This window comes from Ketobacter sp. (assembly GCF_003671495.1).
Taxonomy (GTDB): Bacteria; Pseudomonadota; Gammaproteobacteria; order Pseudomonadales; family Ketobacteraceae; genus Ketobacter.
Map to the genome: position 1 here is coordinate 270,378 of NZ_RCHN01000006.1, position 16,416 is coordinate 286,793.

Sequence of the window (16,416 nt, forward strand, 5' to 3'; positions counted from 1 at the left end):
CGTGATTACTCCGGCTGTGTGCTGAGTGATTGCGGAACGAGAATGATCGCGGCCACAGGAAAGGCATGTTGGCTGGGATCGCTGAATCGCACGGCGATGGCTTCGATTTCGCTTTCACGCTCTTTGGGAATGCGGGCCAACCGTGCTTCCAGCGCTTGGTTATCGCGCTTGAGTTGCGTACGTTCTACCTCGTTGAGGTCTTCGAATACGAATCCCAGCTGCTCCGGCTGCCTCTCGAACTCCAACTCATGTCGAATGGTCTTTTCGAGTTCGTTGAGGACATCATTGATGTCCTTTGTTTCTTTCTCTTGCTGAATACGCAGAGTGTTCGCCAAAGTCTTCAAACGCTCGTTGGCCCGACTGGACACGGACGATTTGATGGCTTCGAGATGCCGATCGAATCGCGTCGCAAGGGCGATCGTCGTGGGTTCATCGACGGTGCAAGGCTCAGACTCCTCTAACCACCGACGCACTTCTCCCACACGTGTTTCACGTTTGAAAGAGGTATCGCTGAGAAGGCCTCCTGACTCTATCAATTCTTCGTGAAGTCGATGATGTTTCCCTCCGGTGATCACCAAACGAGAGACGACCACCAAAGCTGGGCCCTCCAGTTGACCATCGGGCAGTGCTTTTACACTGACCCGGTGTAAATTTTTGACGTCTTCCTGAGCCCAAACCTCTGCTCGTAGTAGTCGTAAGCACATTTGCACCAAGCGATGATTCATGTGAACCAGCACGATATCGTCTCTACCTTTGGCCACCTGGTGGTCAAAGGTGATCGGTCTTATTTGGTGAGTATGTGGATGTTCCAGACCTTCGGCACATCGCGCCCATGAGCCTGTCAATGCGGGCATCTGATAAATAGTGACCGAAGACGTGTCGGGCAATTCGATCGGCTTCAGGGGAGGCTTTCCAGCAAGCAATAGAGCAGTATCGACAGCCGCTTTTATACGCTCTGGTGTAAGATGGAAGTCCTCTTGCGTTTCCAATAATCGACTGTGCAGCCTTTCGATCCTTTCCCTCAAACGGGCATCGGCACGCATGTACCGTTTGGCAGAAGCCATCTTTTGCTCTGCCACGGCTGTTTCCAATTCGGTTCTGGTGCCTTCCAGCACCTGGGAGATTTGTGGCTCAATGAGCGCATTAACGCTCCCCAGGTCCTGGCGCATGGAATCGATCTTGCGGAGCGCGCGCAATATGTCATCGGCATGGCCACCAATCGCGCCCTTGGACGTATCGGCATCGACCGGATGCCAAATGAAAACTTCTTTCTCGCGCTGGCCATGACGATCGATACGGCCATTGCGCTGTTCCATGACGTTGGGGTTATAGGGTATTTCAAGGTGGATGAGATAATTACAGTAGTTCTGTAAATCGATACCCTCAGAAGCTGCGTCGGTGGCCAATAATATGCGGACATTGGATTGGGTTGGGTGCGCTTGGAAAGCGGCTTTTATGCGCTCTCGGTCCTGATGATCAATACCGCCATGTAAGATGGCCAAGCGCTCTCCACCATAATCGTGGGTAGCCAGGATTTTATGGAGCCAATCTAGGGTCGTTCTGTATTCAGTAAATAGAATGACGCGCTTGCCGTTCCAATCGCCACTTTCCTTTAAGTGGGATTCCAACCAATCCAGTACGGCCTTAGCCTTACTGTCTACTTGGTTCATGGCACTTTGCGCCCAGTCACGCATGGGTACCAAGAGCGCGCGCTGTTCATCCGTCAAAGGCGGCACACGACGACTTGCTTCTTCAACCGCTTCGGTTTGAGCCGATTCATAACCGATGTCATCGCGATAATCTTCTTCCGTCTTGGCGATCAATTTCCGCAGAATCCGATCATCTATATCGCTCTTTTTCTTGCTATAGCCCTTGTGGATATTTTCTACGTGTCTTTCAAGTGTCGACGCAAAGGCTGCCGGTGAGGAAAACAGACGCTTCTTGAGCAGATTATTGATGAATTTGGTTCCAAACTGAGCTTGTCCATCTTCGGCAGATTCCAGCCTGGATTGGGCATAAGCCTCAAGTTGCTTATGGATCTGTCGCTCTGCATCCGTATAGTCGATCTTCAGTGCTTGCAGGCTTCGCTTCGGATAAAGGGGATTACCATCTTTGTCGACAAGATCACACTTCAACCGCCTGATCATGACCTGAGCGAGCTGAGCTTCATCGGGAAGAATGTTTCGGGCGAAGCGTTGGTCGTCCAGCAGTTCAAGTAAGGAAGTAAAAGATTCGGTATACCCATTGTGTGGCGTTGCCGTCAGGAAAAGGCGGTGCTGAAAATGCGGCGACAGTGTGCGAATCAGTTTCGTACGCTGGCTTTCGACGGCATAACTTCCAGACCCAGACGGCGCTATATTGTGTGCTTCATCCACCACCAACACATCGAATTTTCTTGGGTAGGCGGGATAGACCGGCAATATGTCGCGCATGAGGCGCAGCCCTTCGCCACTCTTCATCCAATCCATAGAAGTAATCAATCGGGGAAACGATGTCCAAGGATTAACGTGAATTCCCCGTTCGCGGCGCAATTTCTTGACGTAGTCCGTATCGACAACCTTGAACTCAAGCCCGAACTTCTCGAGCATTTCGCCGCGCCACTTCTCTTGCAAGGACGCGGGGCAAACGACCAATACACTACGTGCTCTATGTCGCAGCAAGAGTTCTTGAATCACCAGACCTGCTTCGATGGTCTTGCCAAGACCAACGTCATCCGCGATAAGGAGATTGGCTCGTGCTAGATCAATGGCCCGCACCAGAGGATCAAGCTGAAAGTCTTCTATGCTGACACCGCTCCTGAAGGGAGCCTGCAGAAAGCCGCGGTCGGCATTGGTTGCGGCGCCCCACCGGACGGCATCAAGGAAGGCTTCAAGACGCTGGGCTTCATCAAACCCCGTTATAGAGGGTAGCCCTTTGTTTTCGATGACATGAGCACCAGGCTCGATTTCCCAAACCACTTCAAGCTCTTCGCCGAGCCCATCTTCATCGATCGAAGACAACTTGACATAGTGTTGACCCGTCTTGCCGATATCTTCAACGTCGGAGCGCTGTATATCAGCGACAACCCACTGCCTACGACGCACCTCCACCAATTGTCCTGGTTCAGGTGGTGTCGAGTACCTTCCACTTACTCTTTGCGTCGTATTGTCCGTCACTTTTCACCCCATATTTTTATTCTATTGTAAACCGCCTCAATGATCCTTTTGACGGCTATCTCCGGATCTTCGTGCTCCCAAATTCTGACGACATACCATCCGACATCGTTGAGCCGTCGATCCGTATCTTTATCACGCTCACGATTGGTCTCGATTTTGTTTCGCCAAAATTCGGCGTTGGCTTTCGGCCAAGAACCATGTTCAAGACACCCATGCCAAAAGCATCCATCCACGAATACAGCGACCTTTGCACGAGTAAATACAATATCGGCTTTTCGCCTTGGCTTCCTGAGGACTGGGTAGTCGACCCTATACCGCAACCCTTGCGCAAATAAGCGCTTACGAATTCTAGTCTCTGCAGATGTGTCTCTCTGCCCGGTTGCAGCCATTCGCTTGCTTGCAGCAGCGGACGATGGAACGGGTGAAGTTCTTTTACGAGGCACACACCATTCTCCCAGCTAACAAATCAATTCGTATTCTTCCAGGTGAGCCTTAATACTTTTAGCGATGGCTTGGCCTAGCCCTACGGGAACTGCGTTACCGATCATCCTCCCCATCTTGGTGAACTCTACAGGCTTACCTCTTTCTACAAATTTGTACGTTCTGGGGAAACCTTGAATTACTGCCGCCTCACGTAACGAAATGGCACGATCTTGTTCTGGATGACCAAACCGCCCGTTTCCATAACCGTAGCATTGAGTGGTCATGGTCGGGGCTGGCTTATCCCATTCCATTCGGCCATAGACACTGGGATATGTTTTACCCGAACCCTCTTTGTGGCAGTCAGCTACCAGTTTCTTAGGCCAGTCTCGCCACGTACCACCCGGTTTCGATGCTCGTATTCGTTTTAGATTAATTTCACTCAATGTTGCAGAAACATGGAGTTTGTCTCGCTCAGAGCTCTCACCAGCTGCTATTGGTTTTAGTCGACCGATTACTTGTTTAACAGTCCTCGGCTTTTCATGCGTCTTTTCGATCATCTTGATAGGGCCGTACTGCGAAGCGAGTAAGACCAACCTTTTTCGAGTCTGAGGGACACCATAATGAGTGCTATCGACGACGCTATACCAAACGTGATAATCAAGCTTCTTGAGATCAGAAACGAAGTCATGAAAGACTTCATGCTTTTGTACACTAGGTACGTTTTCCATCGTAATGACTTCTGGTAGAGTCCCTTCCGCCAATCTTGCAAATTCGTAAAGAAGCCCCCAGCGATCGTTTCTATCTAGTTCATATCTCTGTGAATAAGTTGAGAACGGCTGGCAGGGCGCGCAACCCGCCAGGACTCGTATTTCCGCTTCACCAAACAGCGCCTCGATCTCTTCGGGCTCAAGTTCAGAAACATCCCGCTCCAAGAAAACGGAGTTATTATTCTTTTCATATGGATAGCGGCAGGCAGCATCCAAATCTATTCCTGCAACGACGGGTAACCCTTCCTTTACAAAGCCATGAGTCAAGCCACCCGCACCACAAAATAAATCGACACATGAAATCGTCATGGATAGGTACTCTCCATACTCAAAATATCGTTATAGACATGCATGTTTGTAGTTCAGCAGTAAAATCAGCTTTCATGAGCATCCTTAGGTTCATTGTCATCAGCCTCAGCTGCCTGACCTGAGCGAACCCACTCATCTACCTCCGCCGCCTTGAACTTCCAAAAGCGACCAATACGATGCGCTGGCATCCCTTTCTTGTTCCGCCACGCGTAGATCGTATCCTTGCTCACGCCAAGGTATTCACCTATCTCTTCAACAGAAAGCCATCTGTCGCTCATAATTCAGGTGCCCATGCAAATCGTGTTTATAGATTTTTCTCAAGATAGTGATTTTGGCACATGACCATGTATTTTGAAACAGATTTTGCCCGATTAGAAAGGACTTGGCATGAGTGGGACTGAGTTAGAGAGGACTCAGAATTGATTAGCAGAAGGAAGTAGGAACCAAGAAGTAATTTCGGTGCTCTTTGGCAACGGCAGCAATAGAACAACAGTAGCGTCTACTCAGAACTGCTGTAGGTACAGACACAGGATTGAACACCCTCACAGACCATCTGGAGGCGCCTCCTAAACCCGAAAGCACCTCATTCCGTACCGCTAACTAAGCGTATCGCTGACTTTTAACATTGAAAGATACTCGCTTTCACTTAAAACTCTTACCCCCTTATCAGTTGCATCAGAAATCTTCTTTTCACCAACACTTTTACCTGTTACCAACAATGTCGTTTTACTAGTCACCGACTTACCTATCTTCGCACCAAGTCTTTTAGCCTCAGCCTCCATGTCTTGACGTTTTCCATGTTCCATGGATCCTGTAAACACAATTAATTCACCATCTAGGGGGAGACTCGACTTTGAATCGGAACTTTTCGTAGCCTTAAGGTTAAACCCCAACCCATAAACTGAGTGAAATTCCTTTTCTATACTCTTCAAACCTTCAAAGATGGTCGTCGCACTTAATTCTGCAAACCCATCTATTCCCACCATATCATCTACAGTTAAATTGAATATTTCAGTGATGTTGTGATGCTCCAGCAACTTTTCACAATTCCCTTCACCCAACCTTGGGACACCGAAGGCCGCTAAAAACCTCCAATCATCTATTTCCAGATTTCTACTTGCCATAAGTTGCTCGACAAGATTTTCTGATGTTTTTTCTCCGAACCCCATTTCCACGAATTTACTAACATCCAAACCGTAAATATCGTGGATGGACTTAACTCCCGACTGGTAGATCTTTTCTACGACCTTTGGACCAAATCCATCTACATTTCTTAGCGTTTTAAAGAAATGAATCATCGTATTCTCTGCCTGTGCGGGACAGTCTGTTGTATTCGGACAGAATAAATTATCCCCATCCCAAACCACGTGAGAATGACAGCTTGGACAGTTGCTAGGTATATCTGGTTCTGTCTTTATAAGGACGCTTTCTATTTTGGGGATAACCAACCCACTTCTCACCAACTCCACCACAGCGCCTTTACCAACACCTTTAGATTTCACCATTCCATAGTGGTGTACAGTTGCCCGACTAATAGTAGCTCCACTAAGTTTCGTTGGTTCCAAAAGTGCAACCGGTGTCAACTTACCAGTCCTTGATGTTTGAGGAACCACCTCTTTAACTGTTACCTCAGCGATTTCAGCATTAATTTTATAGGCAATCTGCCACCGATGATTCTTTCTTGTCGCCCCCATATAGTCTTTCAATGAGTCATTTGTTGCCTCTGCTATTATTCCATCAACTTCGTAATCCACCGAATTCCAGATTTGCTTCAGAATTTCATCAAATTTCTCTAAAAACTCTTCGTAATGACCAACCCAATTTTCTAACAGCTCGAATGGATAGAAAACACATGCCTCATCTTCTATTGCCTCTTGAATTCGTTCATCCACTTTTTTTTCGGAAATAATAGACGCTTGTATATTTCGAGCATTCTCAAAATAGCCACTTAACTTTTCTTCAAAATAGCTCTTTTTAATTACAATTTCTCCAGCACCAGATCCTCGCTTTCCGCCTTTAGCGATCTTCAACCCTCTTTTAAAGGCTCTCGAAATATCTTGCCCCCTGAATCCATCGCCGCGAGTGTAGAGCTTTTCTCCATCATCGAAAGCTGCATATCCGTCTAGTTTAGGAGTAACCCTGATATATAATTCAGCCAAATCGAGATCAATTTCGTTAGCAGCCTTTATCAGACGACTTACCCATCTCTCTATTTCTTTGAATGAATAAGCTTTTTCTGTCGAAAGCATTCTAACTGGCAGAGCAACAGTCTTAGATTCAATAACAGGCTCTGGCTCTACAGATTCCAAAAAATCACTATCAGGATCTTGCGTCTCAAGCTCTCTAACGTATATCGAGTCATATTTAACGTCAGACATTACGGGAACACCGGCTCTGTATGTTGCATTAGCGATTTGCAGTATCAATGTCAGGTCTTCGGGAGAAAAAGCCCAAACCCCTTTATCATCACTCAATAGCTTTTGCGCTTTGGTTCTATCAATCTCAATGCCTGCCTGCTTAATTGCGGCCATTTGGGAGTTGGTTAGCTTAATATCCATTGTCAAACACGCACCTAAAAAATCTTGTCGTACACTTAATCTTTAACTTATTATAAAAGCGGCAGGTAATGCTCATAGCCGTATAATTTGAGCTTGCTGCACATTCCTATTTGAAACATTTTTCGCCATGGTGACACCCACATCCCCGGCCCGATGGACGATGACCGTATCGCCCTTGCGGACGTCCATACGCGCCACTTCATCCATATTGTGCAGAGTGGCATTGCTCACGGTCACCCCACCCACAAACACTGGCTCCAAACGCGCCACCGGCGTGATGGCCCCGGTACGGCCTACCTGAAATTCCACATCCAGCAGCCTGGTCAATTCTTCCTGGGCGGGAAACTTGTGCGCCGTGGCCCAGCGGGGCGCCCGGGAGACAAACCCCAGTTCGCGCTGCAGCTTGAGGTCGTTGACCTTGTAGACGATGCCGTCAATTTCGTAATCCAGTGCCTCACGCTGCTGCAGAATATGATCGTGATAGGCTTGTAAGGCCTGGGCGCCAATCGCTAACTGGATTTCGGGGTTGACCCGAATCCCCCAGCGTTTCAGCAACATCAGATTGGCAAAGTGGGTGGTGGACAGCTCCCCCTCCACATAGCCGACACTGTAGCAGTACATATCCAGAGGCCGCTGGGCGGTGATACTGGAATCCAGTTGGCGCAGACTGCCGGCCGCTGCATTACGGGGGTTGGCAAAGGTCTTTTCCCCTTGCTCCAGGGCGTTCGCATTCAGTTGCTGAAAGCCTGCCTTGGGCATGAAAACCTCACCCCGCACCTCCAGCACCGGTGGAAAATCACGGCCCCACAGCCGCAGGGGAATGGAATCGATGGTGCGGATGTTCTGGGTGATGTCCTCGCCCACCTGGCCATCTCCCCGGGTGGCCGCCTGCACCAGTACCCCCTGCTCATAGAGCAGGCTTACGGCGAGGCCATCCAGCTTGGGTTCGCACACGTATTCTATGTCTTCTTCCAGGTTCAGGCGTTCGCGCAGCCGACGGTCGAAGGCGACCAGCTCCTCTTCGTTGAACACATTGTCGAGCGACAACATGGGTATCCGGTGCTGTACCTGCTGAAAGGCAGCCAGGGGTTTCGCCCCCACCCGCTGGGTGGGGGAATCGGGCGTGATCCATTGCGGATGTTCGGTTTCCAGCTTCTTCAGTTGCTGGAACAAACGATCGTACTCCACATCGGGGATCGAAGGTTCATCCAAAACGTAGTACTTGTAATTGTGCTCGCGCAATTGTTCGCGGAGCTGCTCGATTTGTTGTTCGACTGATGACATGAAAAATACCAGCTGGATTGATTCTGAATAGCAAGAGGATATGCGCTGGAATTATACACTTCAGGCGCCGCCATCACGACGCCTGATTGGAGGAGATGCGACCGGCTCAGTGTTGCTTCTGGCTGGCCTTGTAGGACAGGAAACGACGCTCGAAATCCAACACCCGCTGGCGATAATGTTCCGCCGTTTGCTGGCGCATTACGTTGTGGTGTTCGTCTTTCACTTCCGCATCCAAGAGGTTGGCAATTTTACGGGCGGAATCCATCATGATTTCGAAGGCATGGATGGGGCGCTTGGGGCCCGGCAGTTTCATGAACATGCAGATTCCGGGTGTGCTGAACTCATCCATTCGATCCACATCGAACACCCCGGGTTCCACCACATTGGCAGCACTGAACAGCAAACCGCCTTTGCCACTGTGCTGTTCATAACGGTGAAAGATGTTCATGTCACCAAAACGGAACCCGCAGGACAACATCACCCGCAGCAAATCGTTGCCGGCCAGCTCACCCTGCTTGGCCATCACATTGATCACCAGCACTTCCTGCAGCTCCGGATCGATTTCCACTTCCGCCGGTTTCGCTTCCACAGCGCGCCCACCGGTTTTCTTCGCCAGCTTGGCCTGCTGTTCCGCCCGGGAGGCAATCAGCAGGTCGTCATCTGAAAACAGATCGCTCTGGGTGTGGGCATCACCTTCCGGGGTCACCAGGTCATCCACATACTGTTGTTCGGGGGACGTGGCCGCGGCAGGTTCGTGTGCACGGGGCGCCGCTGCAGCAGACGGCTGACTGGCGCGACGGGGTTCACGGCGCTCTGCCACCACCTCCTCTTCACTGAAGGTCACCTCGGCATCATCCAATGCGGAACCGAAATCACCGGCCTCCACGCCCGCCTCGGCGCCGGCGGCTCCACCGATGGAGCGACGCACGCTCAAGGGAATTTTGCGGGCGCCACCATTGGGCAATTCGCCCCGGTACAACTCCCATTCCTCTTCACAGCTGCCGCCGATTTCCGACGGCAGTTCCAGCTCGCCAAGTTTGGATTTGCGCATACGGCGATAGCCGTCTGCCAGAATCCCTGCGATAACCACCAGACCTACCAATATCAAGACTTCTCTCAGGCCGAATTCCATCAGTCGAATCCTCGCGTCTTCTCTGTGGTTTCTGCTCGATCACACCCTGATCGCACTTTTTTCACATCTATCAGAAACATAGAGCATATCCAATAAAAATAAAGCGAATACGTCAAATATTCGTTAATTAAGCCACAGCCATGGCGGCGGCCTCTTCCACATCCACCGTGACCAGTCGGGACACCCCCGGTTCATGCATGGTGACCCCCATCAATTGATGGGCCATCTCCATGGCTATCTTGTTGTGGGTGATGTAGATGAACTGCACTTTGGAGGACATTTCCTCCACCATGCGGGAATAGCGACCGACGTTGGCGTCATCCAGGGGAGCATCCACTTCATCCAACATACAGAAGGGTGCCGGGTTCAGCTGGAAGATGGAAAACACCAGGGCAATGGCGGTCAGCGCTTTCTCGCCACCACTCAGCAGGTGGATGGTACTGTTCTTTTTACCCGGTGGCCGCGCCATGATGGCCACACCGGTATCCAGCAGGTCTTCGCCGGTCAGCTCCAGATAGGCGTGACCGCCACCGAAGACTTTGGGGAACAGCTCGGACAAGCCAGCGGTCACCTTGTCGAAGGTTTCCTTGAAGCGGGTACGGGTTTCCCGGTCGATCTTGCGAATCGCGTTTTCCAGGGTTTCCAGCGCCTGCATCAGGTCATCGTGCTGGGCATCCAGGTAATTCTTGCGCTCAGATTGCGATTTGAATTCATCGATGGCCGCCAGGTTGATGGCACCCAAACGGGAAATACGCGCCCCAATCCGCTCCAGCTCCTGGGTCCAGTCCGCCTCATTGGCTTCCTGGGGCAATTCGTTGACCACGGTGTCCAGGTCATACTGGGATTCCGCCAACTGCGCCTGCAGGTTTTCCCGCTGCACCCGCATGCCCTGCCAGTCCATACGGTGGCGCTCCAGTTCGGAACGCACACCCTGGGCCGCTTGCTCGGCCTCACCACGTTTTTTCTCGGCGCCACGCAAGAGGTGTTCACATTCTTCCTGGGCACGGCGGGCCGCCGCCAATTCCTCTTCCACTTTGAGGCGCGCTTCCAGCTTTTCTTCCAGCTCCGCCTGCAGCTCCACAAAGGGATCGTCACCGAGGGAAAGCTGCTCTTCGATGCTGGCACGGCGCTCCTGCATGGTGGCCAGCTGCTGGCGCAGGCGCTCCAGGCCCTGCTTAACCGATTCCTGTTTGGACTTGAACTGTTGGACCTGCAGTGCCAGCTGGTACGCACGGTCTTTGCCGCCACGGGCAGATTGCTTCACCTGATCCAGGCGGTTTTTCAGTTCATCCCGCTGCTTGAGCAGGGCTTCCCGCTGATCCGTATCCTGGGCCATGACATCCAGGGCCTCCTGCAGAACCAGGCGGGCCTCCCCCAGGTTTTCCTGTTCGTGAGCCTGCTGCTCACGGCATTCTTCCAGTTCGTTGCTGATGCGCTCACGCCGCATGCTGAACTGCTCCAGCCGCACCTGCTTGGCACTGAGCTGGGCCTTCAGGTCGGAGATGGAGCGGTTGTAATCCGTCAGCTCCCGTTGGGCCTCCTCCCGCTGCTCTTCCAATTCGCGCAGGGACTCCCGGCCGTCGGTGAGGATCTCGGTGAGCGTGTCCACCTTCAGCGCCAGCTCTTCCAGGCGGGAAGTGGTTTCTTCCAGCTCTTTCTGACGCTTGAGTACGCTGTCCTCCTGGGCCGTATCCCGTGCCACCCGCATCCAGTTGGGACCAATCCAGATACCGTCCGGAGTGATCAGGGATTCGCCGCCATTCAGCTGACCCCGCAACTGCAGCGCCTGGGCCAGGTCATCAGCCACATAGACACCCGCGGTGAGGGCACGGGCGGATGTCTCGCCTTCAATTTTGTCTGCCAGCGCCGTAAGCGCCTGGTTTGACGGCAGCGCGGGCTGTTTGCTGGTATCCAGGAACGACACCACACCCTTTTGCAGGCCGCTGACCACCGCAGTCACCGCGTCCAGCCCGTTGATGCAAACCGCCTGCAGGTAATCCCCCAGCACCGTCTCGACGGCCTTCTCCCAGCCGGATGCCGCGGTCACCTGCTGCGCCAGACGCGGTTTGTCGTCCAGTTGATTCTGGGCCAGCCACTCCACCAGATTGGACTCCCCCAGCGCCGCCTGCTGCAGGGCTTCCAGGGAGGCATGCCGGCCCTTGAGGGTCTGCAGCTCACTCTTGGCGTGGTCCAGTTCCTGGTTTACCTGGTTGTTGGCTTCGCGCCGGGTTTTCATTTCTTCCTGAATCGTGAGCACGCTGGCCTGCATGTCCTCGATCTTCATGTCCGCTTCGCCCATGCGTTCCTCCAGCATGGCGACTTCTTCTTCCAACGGACCGGCGGACAGGGTCTCCTGCTCGCCTTTCAAACGTTCGATACGATCCCGCAGGCGCTCCACAGATTGTTCCAGATGCTGGATACGGCTTTGTTCCACCTGGGCCCGCTGGCGGGGCTCATTGGCTTTGTGGTTGAAGTCGTCCCATTGCTGCTGCCATTCCTGCATGCGCTCTTCCGCCTCGTGCAGGTTTTCGTTGGCCGCATCGGATTCCTCTTTCACCAATTCATATTGCGGTTCAACTTCGGTGAGCTCAATGGTGACCTCTTCCAACAGCGCTTCATCCTGGCGGATCTGCTCCTCGCCAGCCTTGCAGGCTTCGATGGTTTGCTGCAGGTCAGTGCGCAGCTGATTGCCCCGCTCCTTGGTATGCTGGATGGTCTGTTCCACCCGGGCGATGTCAGCCCCCAGCCCATAGTAACGGCCCTGCACTTCATTCAGGGTGTCGCTGAGCTCATGGTGCTGGTCCCGCTGCTGCTCGATCTGGGCATCCATGGCGCGCTGGTCGGCAATACAGGCCTCCAGCTTTACTTCCAGATCGCGGATTTTAGTTTCACTGCCCTGCACCAGGTCGTTCAGGGATTTCCACTTGAGGGCCTGCAATTGGGCCCGCACCAGGCGCTCTTCTTCTTTGAACTGCTTGTATTTTTCCGCTGCGGCCGCCTGCCGTTCCAGATGCTGCAGCTGACGACCCAGCTCTTCCCGTAAATCTTCCAGTCGCTCGAGGTTCTCCCGGGTTCGGCGCATGCGGTGTTCGGTTTCCTTGCGCCGCTCCTTGTATTTGGAGATCCCGGCCGCCTCTTCAATGTAAACCCGCAGTTCTTCCGGTTTGGCTTCAATCAGGCGGGAAATCATGCCCTGTTCGATGATGGCGTAGCTGCGGGGCCCGAGGCCGGTGCCCAGGAAGATATCGGTGATGTCCTTGCGGCGGCATTTGGTGCCATTCAGGAAGTAGTTGGACTGGCCGTCCCGGGTCACCTGACGCTTGATGGCGATCTCGTTGTAGCTGGCGTATTCACCCACCACGCTGTTGTCACTGTTGTCGAACACCAACTCCACGGAAGCCTGGGTGGTGGGTTTGCGGGAATTGGAGCCGTTGAAGATGACATCGGTCATGGACTCGCCCCGCAGGTGCTTGGCGGAGCTTTCGCCCATCACCCAGCGGACGGCATCGATCACGTTGGACTTGCCACAGCCATTGGGGCCCACCACCGCGCTCAAATTATTGGGGAAGGACACAGTGGTGGGGTCCACAAACGATTTGAATCCGGCAAGTTTGATCGATTTCAAGCGCATGAAACGTTGTTATCCTTATTGGAATTTGTCCAGCCGCTATACAAAAATACTGTTCCAGCGACGGGTTTTCACCACATATGGTCTTAATAACAAACCGCCTATTGTAGCGGGTTTTAGCGCCAGCACCACCCTGGCGACCGGGTAAAAATACCGAATATTTATAGGAGCTTAAATGAGCCTGTTCAGCCCCGGTTAAGACAGGCGGGAGCAGAATATGGTAGGGTTTCGCGCATTGACCAAGCAGGAGCATGATGCATGATTCAGGATTTACGGGAGGGGGTGAATTGCGTCTCAGAAGGCTTTGAATTGGCCAGGCGACGCAGCTTGCGACCTTATATGGTGGTGCCGCTCATCACCAACATTTTACTGTTTACCATCAGCGGTTATCTTGTAACCAGCTACGCCTATGAATGGATCGCCGGCTGGAGCACCGCCGTGGACCTGTGGAGTTGGCTGGACTGGCTGGAACCCTTCATCGATCAATTGCTGGGCGCCCTCAAATGGCTGATTTTCGCCGTAATCATTCTTGGGCTGCTGTTCATCATGGGGTCCACGTTCACCATGTTTACCCACCTGGTGGTGGGGCCCTTCATCGGCATCCTGGGGGAGAAAGCCGAGCGCGAACTGCACACTCCCAGTTACCCCCAACACACCCTGGGCCAGATCGCCTTGCGCACCCTGGGACGCGAGTTCCGCAAGCTGATCTACTGGCTGGTGCGGGCGGCCGGACTGGGGGTGCTCTCCCTGATCCTGTATTTCATACCCGGAGTGAACGCCGCAGTGCCAGTGCTGTGGTTCCTGTTCGGTTCCTGGATTCTGGCCATGCAGTACCTGGACGTGCCGGCAGACAACAACGGCCGCAGCTTCCCGGAGCTGCTGGCACTGATGCGTCAGCATCGGGCTTCTGTGATGGCGTTTGGTGCCGTGGTGATGGCGTTGACGTCCCTGCCCATCGTCAACCTGTTTATCATCCCGGTTGCCGTCTGCGGCGGGGTGGTGTTCTGGGTGAAGAAGGTGCAGCCCCAACTGGCCGGGTAACACCCCGGCATTTGCACGGTGCTACCAATCCAAGGTGCTGCCAAGGGCTTGGAGGCTGCCTCAGGCGGAGGCGGCCTCGCTGGATTGCAGGCGCTTGAGCACGGTATCACACTGATGCTCACCAAACTGGATCAGCTTGCGTTCTGCCCCATCCACGTCGCGGGACAGAATGCAGGCCATCAGCTCACGAAAGAACAGCATCGAGGTATCGATTTCCGCCTGATTGAGATTGATGGCGAAATAGTAGGTACGTCGCACGGCCGGTTGCAGGTCTTCCAGCATGTCTTCCAGGTAAGGGTTATCCACGAACTGGTAGGCCATGCGGGCAAAATTGAACGTGGCGTCGTAGAACTCCATGACCTTGCCGCTGGCCACATAGCCTTCCATCAACTGCAGCAATTCCAGAAAAGGCTCCAGCTCGCCTTCCTTCCAATTCTGCGTGGCGCGCCGGCACAGCTGGCCGATCAGCAAAATATTCATCTCGTAGACGTCACGCACATGCTTGGGCGTCATCTCCGACACCACGGCGCCCTTGCGGGGCACGATATCGATCAGGTAGCGACGGGCCAGAATCAGGTAGGCTTCCCGCACGGAGCCACGGCTCACATTCAGCTCATTGGCGACCCGAAGTTCCTGAATACGATCGCCGGGCTTCAGCTTGCCGGTAATAATCAATTGGCCAAGGTGCTGAGCAATCTGCTCAGAGAGACTGTCTGGTGCTTTAAAGCTCATGTTAGAGAGGCTACTTCTTGTAGTGTATGAATCTTGTCCTTCGAGCATGCCCAGGGGCATGTCAGCGTGGAGTTTCCCCATTGGCACCAACCCAGTCAAGTTTTTCTACTGCAATCCGAATGTGTACGGACACCCACACCAATTGTCCTACAATCATACAATGACTGCAAAGTATTTTACTTAGCTATTAATTAACTATGAAAAACAATCGTATATCATCATTCTTCCTGCCAATTAACGGCCTGTAGATGTGTGATATACATGGCTTTTGATGTTTTATTGATGAGGGAATACGTTGTGTTGTTGAAAATAAGAACATTGATTGTGGCGGCAGCGGCTTTGATGGTACTGCCGGCCCAGGCTGCTGATTACGTGAAACGAACTGTGTGCGTGTGGGATATCGTTGGCCGCGGGGGGCCCATTGCCCAGGCCGTTGAAGAGTTCAACCTGGAAGCCATCAAATGGGGGGTGGAGTTTGAACTGGTGGTCAACTCCAGCGAAAAAATTGTTGTGGAACAGTTCCGCTCCAAGCAATGCGACGCGGCCTTCCTGTCTGAACTGCGCATTCGCAACTTCGTCAAGTTCACCGGCTCCCTGTATGCCGTTGGGGCAATGCCTGAACGCCGCCACCTGCAACTTATGTATCAACTGCTGGCCTCGCCCCAGATGGCAGACAAAATGCGGGTCGGACCGTTTGAGATTGCCGGCATTGCTCCCGCCGGGGAAGTCTATGTGTTTGTTCGCGACAAGAGCATCAACAGCCTGGATAAAGCCGTGGGCCGCAAGATCGCGGTGCTCGGTGATGACGTCTACCAGCAACAAATGGTGGAGCTGATCGGCGGCACCCCCATCAGCGTTACAGAAGCCACCGCCGGCAGTATGTTCAACAACGGCGCCGTGGATGTGATGCCGGCCCCCGCCGTCGCCTACAACCCACTGGAACTGTACAAGGGCCTGGAGCCCAATGGCGGCATCATTAACTATCCCCTGGCCCAGATTTCCGGGCAACTGATCATCTGGCATGAGCGATTCCCGGAAGGCTTCGGCCAGAAATCCCGTGAATTCCATTTTGCCCAGTTTGAGCGGGTCATGAAGGAAGTGGAATCCGCCGCTGCCGCCATCGACCCCAAATGGTGGGTTGAGATTCCGGAAGCGGATAAGTCCAACTACGAAAAATTGATGGACGACGTGCGCATCGAAGCAGTGAAAGCCGATTACTGGGATGGGGAGATGATCAAGCTGCAACGGCGGGTACGCTGCAAGTTCGATCCCACCCGGGCGGAATGCGCCAAGCCCAGAGACGCCTTGTAGCCCAGAGACGCCTTGTAACGGTAACTGGGCTTCAGCGCCCAACCACAAAAAAGCCCGGCTGCGCAGCCGGGCTTTT

General features: G+C 53.0%; 10 protein-coding genes and 1 pseudogene. 2 read left to right on the forward strand and 9 right to left on the reverse strand.

The features are described from left to right. Nucleotides 1–5: 5 nt before the first annotated feature. The 8 genes and pseudogenes from drmD to smc form a co-directional block, all read right to left on the reverse strand. Nucleotides 6–3,155, reverse strand: coding sequence for a DISARM system SNF2-like helicase DrmD (drmD, locus tag D9N14_RS02585; protein WP_290576545.1), 3,150 nt, complete (start codon nt 3,153–3,155; stop codon nt 6–8). Beyond that, nucleotides 3,152–3,598 (reverse strand): very short patch repair endonuclease, encoded by a 447-nt coding sequence (locus tag D9N14_RS02590; protein ID WP_290576547.1) that lies wholly within the window; start codon nt 3,596–3,598, stop codon nt 3,152–3,154. Before D9N14_RS02590 ends, drmD begins: the two co-directional genes overlap by 4 nt. Before the next feature lie 15 nt (nt 3,599–3,613). Next, a complete protein-coding gene (locus D9N14_RS02595; RefSeq protein WP_290576549.1) occupies nt 3,614–4,654 on the reverse strand; it encodes a DNA cytosine methyltransferase in 1,041 nt (346 codons plus the stop codon). A 65-nt stretch (nt 4,655–4,719) separates the two neighbouring features. Further along, nucleotides 4,720–4,932, reverse strand: a complete 213-nt coding sequence (locus D9N14_RS02600; RefSeq protein WP_290576551.1) for a helix-turn-helix domain-containing protein — start codon at nt 4,930–4,932, stop codon at nt 4,720–4,722. A 318-nt stretch (nt 4,933–5,250) separates the two neighbouring features. Then, complete coding sequence (locus D9N14_RS02605; RefSeq protein WP_290576553.1) at nt 5,251–7,212, reverse strand: helix-hairpin-helix domain-containing protein; 1,962 nt, start codon at nt 7,210–7,212, stop codon at nt 5,251–5,253. A 75-nt stretch (nt 7,213–7,287) separates the two neighbouring features. Further along, nucleotides 7,288–8,496 (reverse strand): annotated as a pseudogene (gene ligA, locus D9N14_RS02610) (NAD-dependent DNA ligase LigA); the annotation flags it as partial. A gap of 106 nt (nt 8,497–8,602) precedes the next feature. Further along, nucleotides 8,603–9,628: a cell division protein ZipA gene (gene zipA / locus D9N14_RS02615; RefSeq protein WP_290576557.1), complete on the reverse strand. Its 1,026-nt coding sequence runs from the start codon at nt 9,626–9,628 to the stop codon at nt 8,603–8,605. Nucleotides 9,629–9,755: 127 nt separating this feature from the next. Then, complete coding sequence (gene smc / locus D9N14_RS02620; protein WP_290576559.1) at nt 9,756–13,259, reverse strand: chromosome segregation protein SMC; 3,504 nt, start codon at nt 13,257–13,259, stop codon at nt 9,756–9,758. A 255-nt stretch (nt 13,260–13,514) separates the two neighbouring features. Here smc and cysZ point away from each other — a divergent pair, with 255 nt between their 5' ends. Further along, a complete protein-coding gene (cysZ, locus tag D9N14_RS02625; RefSeq protein WP_290576561.1) occupies nt 13,515–14,297 on the forward strand; it encodes a sulfate transporter CysZ in 783 nt (260 codons plus the stop codon). A 60-nt stretch (nt 14,298–14,357) separates the two neighbouring features. Here cysZ and D9N14_RS02630 read toward each other — a convergent pair whose 3' ends face one another. Next, nucleotides 14,358–15,029: a GntR family transcriptional regulator gene (locus D9N14_RS02630; RefSeq protein ID WP_290576563.1), complete on the reverse strand. Its 672-nt coding sequence runs from the start codon at nt 15,027–15,029 to the stop codon at nt 14,358–14,360. A 297-nt stretch (nt 15,030–15,326) separates the two neighbouring features. Between D9N14_RS02630 and D9N14_RS02635 the strand changes: the two genes are divergently transcribed. Continuing rightward, nucleotides 15,327–16,340: a putative solute-binding protein gene (locus D9N14_RS02635; RefSeq protein WP_290576566.1), complete on the forward strand. Its 1,014-nt coding sequence runs from the start codon at nt 15,327–15,329 to the stop codon at nt 16,338–16,340. Nucleotides 16,341–16,416 lie beyond the last annotated feature (76 nt).

Coding starts and splice junctions, on each gene's coding strand:
- smc (WP_290576559.1), bottom strand. CDS start 13,259: ATGCGCTTGAAATCGATCAAACTTGCCGGATTCAAATCGTTTGTGGAC.
- zipA (WP_290576557.1), bottom strand. CDS start 9,628: ATGGAATTCGGCCTGAGAGAAGTCTTGATATTGGTAGGTCTGGTGGTT.
- D9N14_RS02595 (WP_290576549.1), bottom strand. CDS start 4,654: ATGACGATTTCATGTGTCGATTTATTTTGTGGTGCGGGTGGCTTGACT.
- D9N14_RS02605 (WP_290576553.1), bottom strand. CDS start 7,212: ATGGATATTAAGCTAACCAACTCCCAAATGGCCGCAATTAAGCAGGCA.
- D9N14_RS02600 (WP_290576551.1), bottom strand. CDS start 4,932: ATGAGCGACAGATGGCTTTCTGTTGAAGAGATAGGTGAATACCTTGGC.
- D9N14_RS02630 (WP_290576563.1), bottom strand. CDS start 15,029: ATGAGCTTTAAAGCACCAGACAGTCTCTCTGAGCAGATTGCTCAGCAC.
- cysZ (WP_290576561.1), top strand. CDS start 13,515: ATGATTCAGGATTTACGGGAGGGGGTGAATTGCGTCTCAGAAGGCTTT.